The following is a 19130-nucleotide window of genomic DNA, read 5'->3' on the forward strand; positions in this document are numbered from 1 at the left end:
CCTATTTTTTATTCTTCGTGTATGTAGTAAATGTACACTCCCAACTATTACCGTTTCATCCTCTTTTCCAGGTGCAACTACTTATCGGCTGAGCATTTTTCCTACAACCACTAGTTGTCCAATTACTTATATTACTATTTACGGTTAATTGAAATTTTACTTGGGTGTCTCTTACGTTAATGTGGCAAAAGGTAAAAAATCCTATTGGATAATAATGAACAGACGAAAATTTATCAATTACAATTGACGTGATTTAACTAAATACAACAAATAAAGATGGTTGCAAGTGAATAAAACTATTGCGCAATGTAGATTGGTCAGACTTGCAAGCTAGATCAATCAAAGAATGGGGAAGCCGAAAACCAGTATAATAGAGTAGGCAATTATTGAATATTAAAGTTTCGCCTTTTGATTTTAAATGGCATCTATTATTATGAAAAAAGCAAAAATCGCATTATCTGCTATTGCTGTATTAGCTGTTGTTGGCGGCGCTTTCGCATTTAAAGCTGCTCTACCAGTTCGTTTTTATGTTCCTGCTGCAGATGGTAAATGTACACTGCCAACTCTTCTGACTTATAGTACAGTTCCATCCACTTTCCCAGGTGCAACTACTTATCAGTTAAGTACTCTGTCAACAACTGTTAGCTGCCCAACTACTTTTATTATCATCGGTGACTAATTAAAGTATTGAGTAATTTTGGTACTTGGCTCTTTTTGAAGGGGCTCATGAATAAGTGAGCCCCTTTTCGTTTAAACGTACTGTATATTGGTATAGAAATGTATATTTACTCATTGGAGAAAGGAAGGAGGGATTCAAGGAACACTTGGTAAAGAAAGCATTCTACTGTAGCTAATAAACTAATTAATTACCAAAATCTGAATCATAGTATACACGATGAAATCAAAACTGTTTTTATTTCATCTAATCTAATTATGGGCAATGGGGCATATCGTCTTATTAAGAGAAGTAAAATGATTCACTTTAATGCCGCCTTATTCCTTCCCAGACAACTTCACATATGTTGAGCAAGGTCCTGGCTTCAATGCTAATTCAATTTTTTCTCCTGGGGTATTTGTATCTGTAGTTATGCTATAAGATGGGATGGTAGAAATGGTGCATTGTCCGCCTTTGTAGGCAGGACGGTAATAGATGGTAGGCCTGAACACTCCGGCTGCAGTGCCTAGCAGCACAATGGCGGCTAATAGATACCTGGCTTTTTTCATAATATGAATATAGATGAACCAACTGCGGTAGGAATGCAAACATTTATCCGATACTGGGTTGAAAGGAGATATTAGAGAAAGGTGTAATCCGAATTAAAGAAGCCCAGTCAGATAGACCGGGCTTAAGGGAGGGCGTATCATAACAAAATAATTACTTTATGCGAATTAATTTAGGGGGGATGTTAGTATTATAACAAAGTTCCTGAATTAAATAAGTAAATCAAACTGCTAATGTGTATTCGGTCTGTTTTTTTTGCTGGCCGGCGTATTTTGTTTAGTAAATGTAATTACTTACTTCCAGCAGATTGCCATCCGGATCACGGAAATATATGGAACGGATCTTACCGGTGGCGCCTGTACGCTCTACAATACCACTTTCCAGAATAGGGATGTGATGGTCTTTTAGCTCCTGTACTACTTCCGCTAACGCTGTATCTGCAATAAAGCATAAGTCTGCTGAGCCTGTGGTAGGGGTATTGGCGTTAGGAGTTATTTCCTTTCCTTTTTCGTGCAAATTGATCTTCTGCTGACCGAAACGCAAAGCCTTACGGTTATTGTCGAAAGTAATTACTTCCATGCCTAGTATTGTTTCATAAAAGTGGCAGGTGGCGGCTATGTCCTTCACGGTGAGTACGAGGTGATCCAGGTGATTAATAATCATATAAGCAGGTTTTATCGTTTATGGGGAATGCCTGTTTAACAAAGGAATACAAAATACAAATATATTCTGGAGGCTTTCATCAAGGTGATAAAATGGTAAGAGCGCTCGCTATAAGGAAACAATTGGGAGTTAATTGAATTTGAGTTAACTTACTGTATACCCATTAATTATACTGATTTATGCAAAAAAAGGCATTCGGTAGTCAACTCAGTAACTTCTTCAAAAAATTAGGCCCCGGATTAATTACAGGCGCCAGTGATGATGATCCGTCAGGTATTGCTACCTATTCCCAGGCAGGAGCACAATTGGGATTAAGCACGTTGTGGATGTCGTTGCTTACCTTTCCATTAATGGCTGCTATACAGGGGATGTGCGCCCGCATTGGCCTGGTTACTACCCAGGGGCTCACCGTAACCCTTAAAGAACATTACCCCAAGCCCGTATTGTATATTATGCTGCTGTTCAGTTTTCCTGCTATTACGTTCAATATAGGGGCTGATATACAGGGTATGGGAGCCGTTTGCAATATGATGTGTCCTGTGGTGCCGGTATCCGGTTTTTGTATATTGATTACCGGCCTGTTGATGTTTATCATTATCAGGTATTCCTACCGTAAAATTGCGATGATCCTGAAATGGCTCTGTGTTTCTTTGTTGCTGTATGTGATTGTACCATTTATGTTGAAGCTTAACTGGAAGGAGGTGTTATACCATACCTTTGTGCCGGAAATCCGTTGGACCAAAGACTTTTTCTCCATCATCGTAGCGGTATTGGGTACTACTATTTCTCCTTATCTTTTTTTCTGGCAAACCACAATGGAAGCAGAAGACCAGCAACATGCGCAAAAAGGGATTATGGTAGATAAAAGAATTTTGTTGGCAGACATGAAAACAGATGTCAATTTTGGTATGTTGTTTTCCTGTGTTGTGATGTTCTTTATTATCCTCACTACAGGCGCTGTGCTGCATCCTGCTGCCATATACCAGATAGATACAGTAGATCAGGCGGCCAAAGCATTGGAACCGCTGGCAGGCCGCTTTGCGTATATTGCTTTTGCGTTAGGTGTATTGGGTACGGGTTTACTGGCTATTCCGGTGCTGGCGGGGGCGCAGTCGTATATGCTGGCGGAAACTTTTGGCTGGGAAGCGGGGTTGGATAAGAAATTTGCAGAAGCCAGGCCCTTTTATATCTCCATTGTGGTGTCGTTGCTGGTAGGGGTATCACTCGATTTTTTTAACGTAAGCCCTATCCAGGCTTTGTTATATACAGCTATTGCGTATGGGCTCACCGCACCCATAATGATTGTGTTGATCATGCATATCGGCAACAATAAAAAGATTATGCGACAATACACGAATTCGCTTTTATCCAATTTCCTGGGCGCCCTTACCCTGTTACTCATGACAGGGGCTGCCATAGCTATGATTTGGTTCCTTTTCTGATTCTAACGCTAACGCTCCTTTGCTACCCGGAAGGCTTGCTTATCTCAAAACAAAAGCTGGCTGTGCCTGCGCAGGTTCTTTTAACATATAATTTTAAACCCCTTTTTGTATAGGGTTGTTATTTGAATATCATTTATCACACCGGATCTACGGGATTTTATTTGAATGTTAAAATTTGCGATCATGAAAAAACTAATGATGTCTTTAGCATTGATCATCGCGGCTTTCTCCATCCAGGCGCAAACTGTCACTACCACTACTCCTGTTACCCGCAAGGATATGCGTAGGGAGCGCCGGGAAGAAAAAATCACTTTAAAAGCGTTAGAAGGAAGAGATGTAAATGTACAATCCAAACGGCAGTTTGGAATCGACTTTGGGAATGTGCCTGCTACATGGACTCATCAGGAGTATTTTGATGTGGCCAGCTTTGTCAATGATAGAGGTTTAAGAACTGATGCTTATTATGATTATAATGGTCAATTAGTAGGTACTACTACTATGGCTAGATTCAGCGATCTGCCTGAGCCTGCACAGAAAGATATTATAAAGCATTATACCAATTATTTAGATGCCCCCGTTGTTTTTTACGATGATAACGAAGCAAACGATACAGATATGATTCTTTATGGTACCCAGTTCGATGATGCAGATAATTATTTTATTGAATTGAAAGACAAGAAAGGTAATCCTGTTGTATTAAGAGTGAATATGGAAGGAAACGTAAGCTTTTTTGCAGATATGAGATATGCACATTATGAATAAATAAATAGTGCTGGCACAAGGTGGTATTTATTGCTTTGTGCCAGTTTCTTCGTTATGTATTTTATCCCATGCTTCCCGCGTAAGGGCCGTTAGCAAATGTTTCTTGCAGTCCCAAATAGAAACATATTTCTCCGAAATTACATAGTATTGTTGCCAATCTGTAACACGTTCATATAATAGCAAGGTGCAAATATCTGTGGCGCTGATGAAGTCGCCGGATGCCTGCAGGTGGTTGTGAAAGGCGGCTATAACCTTCTGCTGTGAAGAATCTTTCGATGGAAGCTGTACTGGTATCAGGTTTTGGTGGATGCGTTTCTTTTCCAATAATTGGTTGTCTTCTCCATAGGTGAACAGGTAATCATTGCCAAACAATACAATACCTTCAATAGAAGTGCCTGTTAGTATATACACCTTCTTTTGTCCTCTATATACGAGGGGGATCAGGTTCAGGTTACAGTGTTCGTAAAAACGTACGAAGCTGTCTTGTTTGTTAGCCTCTTCCAGGGCTTCTTTCCGGATGCTGTAAAGCATTTTTTCTTCTTCGGTAAAATTCCGTTCTTCCCCGAAAATAATGGCCTGTTCTAGGTTGTAAGTACTGTCAAATGAAATAGTGACCAACACCTTTGGTGCTTCACCCTTCGAAAAGAATATGCAATTATATAAGCCATGATTGGGGTAAGAGAGATACCCGCCAGATTGCTCTTTTAATGTTTTAAATCTTTCCAGGAAAATATCCGTACCATACCACGCAGCCAGTTCGGAGCGGTATAAACGTTCGCCTTCTTGTGCAATGGAGTCTGTAATAAGATCCAGGTTGAGCTGTGCAAACGTCTGCGTTGTGCCGAGCAAGAAGAGTAAGGATAAGAGTATATTTTTCATGTAGATACAATTGAGGTGATATAAACCGCTGCCTGTAAGGCTTATTGCAATGTAGCCACTGTCTCTTTAAGGGCGGCTGCAGTGGTCTCATAAAAGGCCGGCCCTGCAAGGAGTACAAAGCCAGTGAGGGGTTTGAATACAGCCATTTGCCTGTTTTGCAGATATAATTGGGTACGATAAGCTGCAATAGCGCCTTTTAGGATATTCGCGGCTACCTCGGCAGTAGGGGAATCTATTCCGGCATCTTTCAGATCACTGGCATGGGCGTAGCGGTCTACACCCAGCCTCAATGCTTCCCGCATACCAACGCTACCCACCAGGGTCATTATGTCGGGTGTAAAGTGTTGCCGGTTGCCTAATCCGATCAGCAACAGCCGTTCTGCTGGTATGGTGCCTGCTGCTGGCGTAATTAATAGTGTTTCAAAGGCATGGCCGCTGAATTTTCCACTTTTTCTCAGGTCTGTAATCAGGCCATGCAAGGCTTTGTCGAGTTGCTGCATACCGTTCACTGCTGCAGGTAGGGCAGGAGGATTGTAAATATCCCCTTCCTCGTACTCAAACACACAAGCAATTTGTAGTGGGGTTTTTTCTTCGGCAGGCCCCTGTACGGTAGCGCTTATCGTAATGCCATTGATGGTACCTGCTATAGTACTGGCGCCCACAGCAGGTAAAGATTGCGCCTCCACATGAAAAAATAGGAATAATAAGCTGGGGAACAAAGGGAGCGTTTTCATACAAATCATTTACTACCTGGTTAACATTATAATGCAAGGAATAGTTGTTTATTAAAAGCTGGTAGTGCTTTGTTGTATAATTTTTTTAATATTTCTATGGCTTCAGGGCATGGGTAAAACCGGTATCCGAAGGTGGACAAAAAACAAAATACGCAAATAAATATAAAAAGGAAGCACGTAGAATTGTCTATTTTAGCTCCCGGTTTTTAATTAATACTATACTATCATGAAATTCACTATCCTCTCTTTAGGTCTGCTGTTGGCCCTTGGCCAGGCAGATGCCCAACGGGTGCAACCAGATGAGCTGAAAACGGCTAAAGGCGCGCTCACTATCCAGCCCATCGAACATGCCACCCTGCTCTTAACAGCAGAAGGAAAAACGATCTATGTAGATCCTACCGGCGGCGTGGAAAAGTACAAGGGATTTCCTGCACCGGATCTTATTGTGATTACAGATATCCATGGCGACCATTTTGACCAGCCTACCATCGACGCTATTAAAACAGCTAAAACCACGCTTATTGTGCCAGCCGCAGTAGCCAGTAAATTGTCTGCTGCTGATCAGCAAAGAACAGTGGTCATGAAAAATGGCGATAAACAAGTAAATGACGGCTTTACGTTTACGGCTATTCCTATGTATAACCTGCCTGAAAGCCCGGATGCTATGCATACCAAAGGCCGTGGCAATGGGTATGTAATTGAGATAGGTAAAAAAAGGATCTATATCTCTGGAGATACCGGTGGTATCCCGGAAATGAAGTCCCTCAAAAACATTGATGTGGCTTTCGTTTGTATGAACCTGCCTTATACGATGAATGTAGATCAGGCTGCTGAAGCCGTATTGGCTTTCAAACCAAAAATCGTGTATCCTTATCACTACCGTGGAAAAGATGGTTTCAGCGATGTGCATAAGTTTAAAGCCCTGGTTAATGCAGGAGATAAACAGATAGAGGTACGTTTAAAAGACTGGTACCAGCAGTAATGCTTTAAATGATATTAATGATGGTCCTGGTGTGCGGCTACCTAAGCATTTTCACGCTACTATTTGCATACCAGGACAGTCATAGTATCCAACGAACGAATTACTGCAATCATTTATGAAAGAATAAATTTTTAGCTTCACTTTTTCATGATGCAATCCTCTCTCCTGGAAATTATTATTGTGCTGTTAGTGTTAATAGCGGTGGTGATCATCTGTATAAAAACCAATAAATTAACTATACCTGCTGCATTAACAGGGGGTGTTATCGGCTTCCTGATATGGTTGGGAGCTGGTGTTGGTGGTTTGGTATTATTAGGTGTTTTCTTTTTCCTGGGGGTAAAAGCTACCTCCCACCGGAGAGCGCTGAAAATGGTTCCCGGTGAACAGCATCAGGAAAAGCGCAGTTCAGGCCAGGTATTTGCCAATGGAGGAATGGCTGCTATTATGGCTCTATTGGCCCTGTTGGATACTGATAGGGAAGCATTGTACCGGATGATGATGGCCGCTGCCCTGGCCAGTGCTACGGCAGATACTTTGTCGTCTGAACTGGGAATGATATATGGCCGGAACTTTTATAATATCATCAGCTTTAAAGAAGAACTTAAAGGACTGGATGGTGTGGTAAGCCTGGAAGGCACGCTGTTGGGCGCCGCCGGCGCCTTGATAATAGCTGTGGTTTACGCATTGTTCTTTGGTATTACAGGTAATGTAATAATTGTTTTTATAGCCGGTAATGTAGGCAACCTGGCAGATTCCTGGTTGGGAGCTACCCTGGAACGTAAGCAACGAATCGGCAATAACACGGTAAACTTCCTGAACACTCTCCTGGCTGCTCTCGTAGCGATGGGAGGATGGTATTGTTAATCCATTAGTACATATAGCCCTTGAGAATGCGGCAACTAATAATATATGTTTACTTCTATGCCGTATAACAGTATGCGCTGTTTTTATATTTACGTTTATTCGTTATTGTTACCTATTACTGTCTGGTGGGATGGCCGGATCCTGCCTGTTGGATTACTTCCGTAAATAAGGCTTGCCAATTTTAATTTTTTAATTCCATATTAGTGTTGTATGCTTGCCGGTTGGTAAAGATGTCTAAGGTAGAAGTGTATAGTATTTGTGTGTGTTGTACATTAATAGTTAGGAAAGTTAACCATTTTTAGGTAGTGTGATGTATATATGGGTTATGGTCATTTTAAAAAAAGAAAAAAATTCTTAAACTTTCTGTAACCTCGGTTGTTAGTAATTCCTGAAAAGATACAGTTGCTGCGCCAAGATGTATGTAGATCGCTGATGTATCCCCTTTTTTATTGTCAGAAGTTAATTATATAGCTACATGCTGTAGATGTGGTACACCATGAAGGTGTGCAGGAAACCCTTTTTGTATGATGGAAACTGACGCTTGTTGATCCCCGCAGAATAAGGAGTGCAGTGTATATTATTGATCTGACAGACTATATATCTGAAATGATGCTACTATGGTGAATAGATCCTCCATGCTGAATAGCGTAACGCTATTGTCATTATCCGCTGTTTTTTTAGTAATGCTGCTCCTTAAAAAAAGCCAGTGGTGGAAGCTATTCGTATATAGCGTCCTGTTAAGTGTGGTGATGGTGGGCCGTAGTAATGGGCAGAGCTGCACAGGCTCTCTGGGAGATCCTATATTTAAAGAAACTTTTGGTGAGGCGCCTACGTCGGCGAAACCCACATTGGGCCCGCCTTTGCCTGCAGGTGTTACCAATTACGTTTATTATGCGCCAGAGATAAATGATCCTGTGGGTCCTTATCCTGGGCAGTACACGATCAGTAACACTACCAGGGGATATAACAATCCTTATTTTGTAGACAGGCCCGATCATACCTCTACGGATGGGCGGGGCTTTTGTATGGTAGTAGATGCCGAGGCCACGCCGGGTAAATTCTATGAAAGAACGATCACTGGGTTATGTGCAGGCACTACTTTCGAGTTTTCCGTTTGGATGATGAATGCTAATCCATCGATTGGGGTGTCGCAGCCTAGTTTGCGGTTTGATATTGTGGATGCCAACAACCCTGGTGGACCGGTTATCACTTCTGTGTCTACAGGGCAGGTGCCTTATCAGGCGCCGGGTACCTGGGTAAGGCAGGCGGGCGTTTTCCAAATGCCTGCTACTACCAATGCTGTTATTTTGAGGATATTTAGTAATACACCCAGCAGCTATGGCAATGACCTGGCGCTGGACGATATTGCTTTTGCGGCCTGCGGCCCGTCTGTCACTTTTGGTCAGGCGCCAGGTGTAGTGTGCGGTGGCGGCACTGCTGAGTTGAATGTTAGTGTGCCTGTTGGCAGTTATTCTTCCTATTTTTTCCAGTTGCAGAAACGATCTATAGGTAGTATCAATTGGACCAATGAAGGTGGTGTTGTTAATAACGGGGGCAATAACCAGCATACTTTCACTGTCTCTAATGCCAGTGCAGGTTTCGAGTACCGTGTATTAGTTGCGGGAGGGGCTGCGGAAATCAATAATGTGAGCTGCCGCGTAGCGTCTGGTGTGGTAGAATTAAAGGTAGTGGATTATACTACTTCCATTACAGGGCAACAACCTATCTGCTATAATACTGCTACACAATTGTCTGCCATAGTAACGCCGAAAGCCGGAACAGGTACACCTGCTACCGGCTTTAGCTATGTTTGGGAAACCAGCGCTAATGGTAGTACAGGGTGGACAACCATAGTGGGGCAAAATACCGCTACACTAAATACCGGCGCGCTTACCGCTTCCCGTTATTACCGTGTAACCGCCAGCGTAAATGGCTGCAATGGCGATGGAGCTTCGCAGCCTTTCCTCGTAACGGTGAGCCCTGCTCTTATGGCTACCTTGGGTACGGTGACGGATATATGTGCGGGTACTACTGTGTTTTCGCTGCCTTATAGCATCACTTCCGGTAGTCCGGACAGGTATAGTATAAGCAGCAGTAATATGCCTGGTTTTACGCCGCCCAACAATGTTCCGTTAACCGGATCACCTATAAGGGTGGCAGTTCCAGATAATGTGCCGGCAGGTACCTACAATTTTACGTTGACGCTCAGTAATAACGGTAGTGGATGTACTACCATCAGCTTGCCTTTTACGGTAAGAATAGATGCCGCGCCCACCATGGCGGATGCGGGGCCTGCGCAAAATCTGTGTGCTACTACTGCCACGCTGGCCGCCAATCCTGCCACGGTAGGCGTAGGCACGTGGACGCAGGTAGACGGTCCTGGTACAGCGGTATTTGCAGACTTGCATAATCCGGCAACTACGGTGAGTGGATTAGTGTCAGGTGTCTACATTTTTAGATGGACAATTACGAATGGTACTTGTCCTTCTACTGCCAACAATGTGCAGATTACTATTGCGGCGCCACCTACTGTTGCAAATGCCGGACCAGACCAGATCCAGTATAATTCCGGCATTTTTAATATGAAAGCCAATACACCGGTTATTGGCAACGGCCATTGGACAGTGGTAAGCGGTACTGCTACTATTCAAAATCCAAACGATCCGCAAACCGAGGTGACCTTAGCGTCCAACACTACCGCTACCCTGGCCTGGACCATCACTAATGGAGGATGCCCACCCAGTGTAGACCAGGTAATGCTCACTTACACCGGTAAGACAGATATCCGGGTAAATAAAACCATAGTCAATGCTGGTCCTTACTTGGCAGGTCAGAATATGTCGTATGAAATTGACGTGACCAACCTTGGCCCGAGTACCGCTACCAATGTACACATTACGGATGTGTTGCCCGCAGGTTTTGTGGCTACCAATCTTTCATTTACCACTAATGGCGCGGCACAGATCCTGCAGAATAACTCCACGCTTACCAATATCGACCTTAATGCCAGTATCCCGGTGGGTGTGGCAGATGTGGCCATTATGGTAGAGGGGCATATTAAATCATCTTTTGATGGTAACCTGACGAATATCGCTGCGGCAACTTCGTTGGTGGAATTAGATCCTAAGGGAACTGCTACAGGTATGATAACGGTACCGGTTACACGTCGTCCTTATTTCGACGTTGTGAAAACGGCGCCATCTTCCGCGGTGGCAGGAGATGTGATCCATTTTGGTATTACTGTTGATAATAAAGGGTTAGGAAATGCTGAGGGGGCAGTGATCACAGATGTGATCTCTTCCCAACTCAGTAATGTGAGCTGGTCGGCAGTGAGCACCGGCACTGTGCAAATTACTTCCGGTAATACAGGTACCGGTAATAATATCCGGTTGGTAGCTGATATGCCCGGAAATGATACCGGTAAAATCTATATATCCGTTACCGGTACTGTGAATGCGGATGCTACCGGTACTATTCTCAACACAGCTACAGTTACAGCCACAGAGCCCACTGTACCGCCGGCAACTTCCAATACTACCAGTACGCGTATTACCAGCTCTCCGGGATTGGTGGTAGATAAGAGCCGGACCAGTGCTGTTATTGCCATTGCGGGAACAAGAATAGACTATGTGCTTACCCTCCGGAACAATGGGCCTAGTGATGCGGTAGGAACAGTGATGACAGACTCGGTTCCGGCGATGATACAAAATGTATCCTGGACTACTGCTGCGCAGGGGGCGGCTGCCATTACCGCCGGTGCTTCCGGAACAGGTAACCGTATCAGTGTTACCGGTAATATTCCGGCAGGCGCATCTAACCGTATCATAGTATACGTGACTGGTACTGTAAGTGCCGACTACGCCGGTACTATCCTGAACAGGGTAACGGCTAAACCGTCAGAACCAGGCGTGCCACCTGTAACAGCAGATGATATAGCTACGGTACAGAAATCACTGCAGTTTAATGTCCGCAAAAACGGACCGGCTACCAGTGTAGCAGGACAACAGCTCTCTTATACAGTGGATGTCACCAATCAGGGTCCTTCTAATTCCACTGCCACAGTGATCCGGGATAATGTGCCCCTTTCCTTAAATAATGTTTCCTGGACTACTGCTGTAGTACAAGGTACGGCTACGGTGCAATCAGGTGCTACAGGCACTGGTAATGTAGTGGAAGTGACAGCGAATATAAATGCAGGCGCTACTATTCGTGTAACCATTACCGGTACCATATTGCCGTCTACTGTTAATGCTATCCGGAACACCGCACAGGTAGTGCCGGTTGAGCCTAACCAGCCGGCGGTTACTTCTAACGAAATTATTACTACCATACAGCAGCAGGCTGCCTTACAGATCACTAAAACAGGCCCGGATACCGCTAATGCAGGGGCAATGGTCACCTATATTATTACAGCAGGTAATAATGGCCCAAGCAACGTGAAAGGCGTGCAGATCACTGATGTGGTGCCAGCCGCGATACAAAACGTTACGTGGTCGGCGGTAGCCAATGGCAATACAGCTATCTCCGGTGCTACTTCCGGCACAGGCAACAATATTGCGCTTACCGGCAACATTGCTGCAGGCAGCGGAAATACAATCACTATTACTGTTCATGGTCAGGTATCGCCGGATTTCTCAGGCCAAGTCTCCAATATGGCGGTCATCACACCTGTTGCGGGTACCGGTACTGCTGATACGGCTACTAAGGTAACCAACGTTAGGCGCCAGCCGCGGCTTACTGTCAGCAAAACCGCTGTAAATGAGGTTTTGGCAGGTGATAGTATTACCTACACAATAGAAGTAAATAATACCAGCACTGCAAATGCCCAAGGGGTAACGATTGCGGATCTGGTGCCTGCACAGATCATTGGGGTGTCCTGGACGGCTACAGCTACAGGTGTTGCCACCGTTACCAACGGGGCTACCGGTACTGGCAACCAGATTAACGTGGTAGGAAATATACCGGCAGGTATCGGTAATAAGATTACGATTACTGTAAAAGGAAAAACAAATCCTGCTTTTGATGGCACGGTGGTGAACACAGCTACTGTTACTTCTTCCGAACTGCCTGCTCCTATATCTGCCAGTAAGAGTGTAAAAATACGGAAGATACCTACCCTGTCTATTACTAAATCAGGACCGTCTGCACTCGGCGCTGGTTCGCCTATCGTATATACAATTGTAGTTACGAATACCGGAGCATCGGATGCTACCAATCTGTTGATAAATGACTTAATACCCGATCAGGTGCAGCAGGTTACCTGGACCGCCACTACTACCGGAGCAGCGGTGATCACCGCCGGACAAACCGGTAGCGGTAATCATCTTAGCGTAACAGGTAATATCAATGGCGGTGGTAATAATGCTATTGTGATTACAGTGAATGGGGTGGTGGATCCTGCCTTTAATGGCACCTTCCAGAATACCGCCAGCTTCCAGCCATCAGAACCTGGTGCTGCTCCCGGCACTTCCAATCCAGTGGTTACCACTGTTACCAGCAAGCCGTCCTTGCGTATTGTTAAGTCGGGACCCACTAAAGCTAATGCTGGTGAAAATATCATCTATACCCTCCAGGTAACTAATAATGGGCCTTCTAATGCCATCAGCGCCCGGATCACCGATCAGTTGCCCGCACTATTGGCTAATACCACCTGGACGGCTACTGCCAGCGGTGGGGCTACCATCAGTGCCGGCGCTACCGGTACAGGCAATGCCTTGGGGGTTACTGCTTCCATTCCTGCCAGAACAGGACTGGTCATCATTACTATTAATACCCATATCCCGTCTTCAACGGCAGATGGCAGCATAAAGAACTTCGCAGTGGTAACACCTGCCGAACCAGGTAATCCTGCTGTTAATTCTGATACCGTAATTACAGTGATCGGCCAGAAGCCCGGATTGCTGATTACGAAGATGGGCCCGGCTACAGCTAATGCGGGAGAACAGATCACCTATACTATTCGTGCTGTTAATGTAGGCCCTAGCGACGCATATGGAGCGGTGATCAGGGATACTATTCCGGCTGCAGTACAGAATCCTACGTGGACAGCTGTTACTACTGGTGGCGATGTAGTGAGTGGCGCCGTTAGTGGCACAGGTAATATTATACAGATTACTACCGATCTTATAGCCGGGGAACAAAATGTTGTCGATATCACGGTAACGGGTACCCTGCGCAGCGATTATGCCGGCCAGTTAACCAATAAGGTTACCATTACACCGGCAGAACCAGGCCTACCGCCAGTATCGTCACAGGTAACTACTACGGTGAGTCGCCGGGCTGTATTGCGAATCCGTAAAACCGGACCGGCAGAACTTTCTGCGGGTAATCTTATCCGTTATGATATTGACGTAACCAACAATGGTCCGGGAACAGCTACTAATGTAACGATCAAAGACATATTGCCGGCAGGCATCATCAATGCCACCTGGGTGGCCACTGCCCAGAACGGCGCTGTAATTACCAGCGGTAATACTGGCAGCGGAGATATTCAACTGTTGGCAGATATACCAGCGGTTGCCGGTGCTGCGGTGAATATTGTGGTAACGGGTAAAGTAGATCCCGGCTTTAGCGGCCCGTCTATTACTAATACGGCCATCGCCCTCAATGATCGTCCTGTTACACCGGTAGGTGATACAGCTACTGTACTCACCACCATCTCCCGGCTGGCAAATCTGCGTATTGCCAAGAGCGGCCCTGCTAATAAAGGAGCAGGAGAGCAAATGCAGTATTTAATCAGCGTACAGAATGCAGGTCCGGCTAATGCAGTAGGAGTAATTGTGAACGATATCTTACCAGCTGCTTTATTGAATCCTACCTGGACGGCTACTGGCACGGGTAATGTGACTAATATTTCTCAGACCACTGGTACCGGAAATGTTAACCTCACCGCCGATATTCCGGCAGACGGCAGCGTATTGAATATATGGGTGACCGGTACTTTAGACCCGGCCACAGTAGATGGAACAGAAATAGCTAATACGGCTACCGTATCCTTACCTGCCGGTAGTCCGGTTGTAGATCCTTATCCAGGGGATAATACCAGTACCATTCATACTAAAGTGGATAATGATCCAATAGTGAGGATTGCTAAGGGGGGGCCGGCAGTGGCCAGTATAGGGGATACTATTCTTTATCAGATTATAGTAACCAATGGTGGCGCAGGGGATATTACCGGTGCCCTCATAGAAGATAACGTACCGGCAGATGTGCATGTAACCGGATGGACCGCTGTAGGTACCGGTACAGCTACGGTAACTGGCGCTACTTCCGGTACAGGCAATACGATAAGCACTACAGGAGATATTCCGGTGGGTAATAATAGCATCCGTATAGAGATCTATGGCGTGATCGGTAAAACCGCGGGCACTACTATTACCAATCTTGCAACTGTAACAGCAGGTAAGCACAAGGAAGGCTCCATAACTACTGCGATCAATAATTCTACTGATGTCCGTATCGTGAAAAATGGCCCGGCGAAATTATTAGCTGGACAAGCGATTTCATATACCCTGCAAGTATATAATGATGGCCCTCGCGATGCTCACGACCTGTTGATCACGGATCAGATTCCGTCTGCTATTACCGGTGTTACCTGGGAGGCGGTAGCCACCGGTGATGCTACTGTGCTTAACCGCCAGACAGTAGATAGCAGTGGTAATGTGATTAATCTGCCAGCTACATTGGCAGCAGGTCCGGGAAATTATATTACGATTTATGTAAACGGTATTGTAAGCGGTGCCACTACAGCAGGTGTGTTAACCAACACAGCTAATGTAGCGGTGAATGGATTAACCGATTACAATCCGGCGAATAATACCAGTACTGTTACTACCAACATAGTTACCTCTACAGATGTGCAGGTGAAGAAGACCGGCCCGGCCCAGGCTGTGGCGGGTAACGGCATTACCTATAGCGTGGTAGTAACCAATAGTGGCCCTTCCGACGCGATAGGACTGAACATCAACGATATGGTGCCGGGAGAAGTAACAGGTACCAGCTGGGTAGTTGCCGTAAATGGCGCAGCTACTGTTACGGGTCCATTCTCTGGTAATACCAATAATATTGCTACAACAGTGAATATACCTGGTGGCTCCGGTAATAGTGTGGTGATCACTGTAACGGGTACACTGAATAGTGATTTTAATGGTACTATTCTGAATAAGGCAATTGTAACCGGTACAGGCATACCTGCTGTGAGCGATTCAGTGTTGACACAGGTAGATCGTGAATTCAGTCTGAATATCTGTAAAAGTGGTCCGGCAAGCGTAACTGCGGGTGGCATGATCACATATGTGATTAACCTGAGCAATCAGGGACCTGGATACGCCCGTAATATAGCCGTTACTGATACCATTGATTCCCGTATACATAATGTAACCTGGACGGCGCAGGCCCAGAATGGCGCTACTATCAATAGCGGCGGTTCCGGTAATGGCGCACTGGTAGCGCTAAATGCAGATATTCCAGCAGGTGGCGATGCTACAGTAGTGATCACTGTAACAGGCACTGTAGATGCTGATGCAACAGGTACGCTTACCAATACAGCTACGGCTACACCGCCAGGTACGCATAATCCGCCGGTAGTTTCACCGCCAGTGGTTACTACAATCAACAAACATCCAGAGCTGAGCATCACCAAAAATGGTCCTGCTTCCCTGGCCGCTGGTCAGCAGATCAATTATCTCTTGCAGATAGTTAATAATGGTATCAGCGATGCCGTAGGGGCAGAGATAACAGATGTGGTGCCTGCTACGGTCAGCCAGGTACAGTGGACAGTACAAAGTGTGAGTGGTGGTGCAGTGGTTACTGCCGGCAATACAGGTACTGGCAATAATGTGCAGCTCACAGCTAATATACCAGCTGCTGCCAGCTTGTTGGTAGCCATTACCGGTAAGGTAGACTCCACCTATGCTGGTAATATAGTGAATACGGCAGTAGTAACGCCAGCGGAACCCGGCAACCTGCCAGATACCAGCCAGGTACAAACGGCTGTGACCCTGCAACCTAATCTGCAGATCTCGAAGAGTGGCCCGGCTACTTTACATGCTGGTGAAAATATCACGTATACCATTGTGGCTACGAATAATGGTCCAAGTGCGGCTTTAAACGCATGGGTGCATGATGCAGTGCCTACTGCTATTTCACCGGTATCCTGGACAGCTGTAGCGGCAGGAAATGCGCATATCAGGGGAGCCAGCGCTGGTAATGGTAACATGATAGACCTGTATGCGGATATACCAGGAGGACCAGGTAATAGTATTACTATCACCGTTACCGGTACCGTAAGTGCGGCCTTCCGGGATACTTTAAATAACCTGGCTATTATTACACCGGCCGAACCAGGCCTGCCAGCTGATTCTTCCAACCTGGTACAAACCGTGGTAACAGCCGAACCGCAGTTGGTGATTGTAAAAACCGGTCCGGCTACAGCTACTGCCAGTCAGCCTATTAGCTATAATATTATTGTGACCAATGAAGGATTGAGTGATGCACAAAACTTTAACATCACCGATCTGGTACCTGCAACTGTTACACAAATTAACTGGCAAGCGGCGACCAATGGCATGGCTACTATTATCGGCGCTACTTCCGGCACTGGTAATAATATTAGTCTGAATGGCAACTTGCCAGCTGGTGCTGCCAACAGTATCGTGATTACCGTAAATGGTATAATAGCAGATAATGTAAGCGGCAACATTGTGAATACGGCTACTGTTACGCCATCTGAACCAGGTACATCACCGGTACAATCTACCGTTACCACCGCCGTGAGTGTAGCAGCTAATCTGAAGATCATGAAAACAGGAGCGGCTGTGCTCATCCGTGGTGGCCAGGCGAATTATACCATCAATGTGGTGAATGTAGGCCCGAGCAATGCTACCGGCGTAAATATTACAGACCTGGTGCCTGCAGAGTTAACAGCTGTACACTGGACCGCTACGCCGGTGAAAAATGGGGTGATCACCAACGGTGCTACCGGCCAGGGTAACAACGTAAACATCACAGCGGATCTTCCTGGAGATACCAGCGGCATCCTGATAGATGTGAGCGGATTGGTAAGCCAGGATACCCCGGCGGGCCAGATTACCAACATCGCCCATGCTACGTTAAGCACCGGCCAAGACTTCCCGTCCAACCCTGTGGTGAGCGCTATACAAGGTCAAACGAATTTGGCTATTACCAAGGCCGGTCCTATGGAAGTGTATGAAGGTAGTACAGTTACTTATCAGCTGACTGTTACTAATGATGGAGTTTCCAATGCCGATGGTGCTGTGGTGAATGATGTATTGCCGCCAGGACTCCTGCAGCCATCGATCACTGTATTGAGCGCTTCCAATGGTGCTGGCAATATACAGGCTGCCGTTAACGGTAATACTGCTACGGCGTTGCTGGGGCTCTTCCCGGCAGGGGCAAGTGCTGTCTTGCAGATTACGGCGGTTGCACCGCAACCAGGCACATTAAGCAATACTGCTGTAGTAAATACACCTGCAGGAGTGCCAGACACTGATTCTTCGAATAATACCAGTAATACTGTTATCACCCAGGTGCTGGCGAAAGCAAAACTCACGATCAACAAATCAGTGAATCCGGCTACGGGTCCTTATACCATAGGACAACAGGTTACATATACACTTACAGCTGTAAATACCGGTGGCGCCGGCGTAAATCCGGTAACAATCACGGATACACTGCCGCCGGCTGCGTTGCTGAGCGATCCTGCTTATAACAGTCCTGCTCAGGGCAGCATAGATTATAACAACAGTACCCGGATATTGAAATGGAACGTAGGATTGCTGAATGCCGGGGAAACCGTTAGCTGGAGCTACACAGCTACTATCGTTGGCGCTGGTACAATACATAATACTGCCGTGATAACTGGTCCGCCGGATGTGAGCACGCCGGATAGCAGTACGGTGAATATTACTACGGGGAAATATGCGAACCTGAAAGTGCTGAAAGTACTGAATGCACCCGAACCATTAAATGTGAACGAGGTATTGCAGTTTGTGGTTACCGCTATCAATAACGGACCAGACAGTGCTACTGGTGTAGTGGTGCAAGATCTGTTGCAAAGTATGTTAGGAGTGCCGCTCAGTATTGTTACCACTAAAGGAAATGCTGTATATGATCCGGTTACCAAGGGTATTATCTGGCAGTTGCCAGACATGGCCAACGGTACTCAGGAAACGCTGACTTTCACCGTGAAGTTGATCAGCGGTGGGGAGGTAATTAATACAGCTACTATTGCAGGTAATGAAATAGATGTAGACCTCTCCGATAATACTGCCACCGTTACGCAACCGGTAACCGGTAATGATATTTTCATCCCTAATGTGATAACGCCGAATGGTGATGGAAAGAATGATTACTTCGTAGTGCCGGGCATAGACAGGTATCCGGGAACAGAATTATTGATCTACAACCGTTGGGGCAACGAGGTATATCAAAGTAAGAACTATGATAACAGGTGGAATGGACATGGCCTTAGTGAGGGTACTTACTATTATATCATGAAGTTGCATACAGCGCAGGGAGAAAGAAAATATAAGGGTTGGATAGAATTAATGAGATAACAGAAT

10 protein-coding genes are annotated in these 19130 nt (G+C 45.7%); 6 read left to right on the plus strand and 4 right to left on the minus strand.

Annotation, left to right across the window (positions count from 1 at the left end; genetic code table 11):
* Positions 1–433 precede the first annotated feature (433 nt).
* The gene (locus ACDQ55_RS09450; protein ID WP_420981128.1) at positions 434–679 is read left to right on the plus strand and encodes a hypothetical protein; all 246 of its coding nucleotides are present in this window, start codon (positions 434–436) and stop codon (positions 677–679) included.
* Between the two features lie 314 nt (positions 680–993).
* On the opposite strand, the gene ACDQ55_RS09455 is transcribed toward ACDQ55_RS09450, so the two are convergent.
* On the minus strand, positions 994–1224 hold the full coding sequence (locus ACDQ55_RS09455) for a hypothetical protein (RefSeq protein WP_420981129.1): 231 nt from the start codon (positions 1222–1224) through the stop codon (positions 994–996).
* A gap of 274 nt (positions 1225–1498) precedes the next feature.
* Entirely contained in the window at positions 1499–1885 is a 387-nt protein-coding gene (locus ACDQ55_RS09460) for a VOC family protein (protein WP_420981130.1), read from the minus strand.
* A gap of 179 nt (positions 1886–2064) precedes the next feature.
* Between ACDQ55_RS09460 and ACDQ55_RS09465 the strand changes: the two genes are divergently transcribed.
* Entirely contained in the window at positions 2065–3327 is a 1263-nt protein-coding gene (locus ACDQ55_RS09465; protein ID WP_420981131.1) for an NRAMP family divalent metal transporter, read from the plus strand.
* A gap of 183 nt (positions 3328–3510) precedes the next feature.
* Positions 3511–4089, plus strand: a complete 579-nt coding sequence (locus tag ACDQ55_RS09470; RefSeq protein WP_420981133.1) for a hypothetical protein — start codon at positions 3511–3513, stop codon at positions 4087–4089.
* A gap of 27 nt (positions 4090–4116) precedes the next feature.
* On the opposite strand, the gene ACDQ55_RS09475 is transcribed toward ACDQ55_RS09470, so the two are convergent.
* The gene (locus ACDQ55_RS09475; protein WP_420981134.1) at positions 4117–4968 is read right to left on the minus strand and encodes a hypothetical protein; all 852 of its coding nucleotides are present in this window, start codon (positions 4966–4968) and stop codon (positions 4117–4119) included.
* Between the two features lie 41 nt (positions 4969–5009).
* Positions 5010–5702: a M17 family peptidase N-terminal domain-containing protein gene (locus ACDQ55_RS09480; protein ID WP_420981135.1), complete on the minus strand. Its 693-nt coding sequence runs from the start codon at positions 5700–5702 to the stop codon at positions 5010–5012.
* Positions 5703–5928: 226 nt separating this feature from the next.
* On the opposite strand from ACDQ55_RS09480, the gene ACDQ55_RS09485 reads away from it, so the two are divergent.
* The 3 genes from ACDQ55_RS09485 to ACDQ55_RS09495 all read left to right on the plus strand — a co-directional run bounded on the left by ACDQ55_RS09485 (position 5929) and on the right by ACDQ55_RS09495 (position 19124).
* Positions 5929–6684 (plus strand): MBL fold metallo-hydrolase, encoded by a 756-nt coding sequence (locus tag ACDQ55_RS09485; RefSeq protein WP_420981136.1) that lies wholly within the window; start codon positions 5929–5931, stop codon positions 6682–6684.
* Positions 6685–6831: 147 nt separating this feature from the next.
* Complete coding sequence (locus ACDQ55_RS09490; protein ID WP_420981137.1) at positions 6832–7548, plus strand: DUF92 domain-containing protein; 717 nt, start codon at positions 6832–6834, stop codon at positions 7546–7548.
* Between the two features lie 617 nt (positions 7549–8165).
* Positions 8166–19124, plus strand: coding sequence for a gliding motility-associated C-terminal domain-containing protein (locus tag ACDQ55_RS09495; protein WP_420981138.1), 10959 nt, complete (start codon positions 8166–8168; stop codon positions 19122–19124).
* Positions 19125–19130: the final 6 nt, after the last annotated feature.

The organism is Chitinophaga sp. 30R24 (genome assembly GCF_049056765.1).
Taxonomy (GTDB): domain Bacteria; phylum Bacteroidota; class Bacteroidia; order Chitinophagales; family Chitinophagaceae; genus Chitinophaga.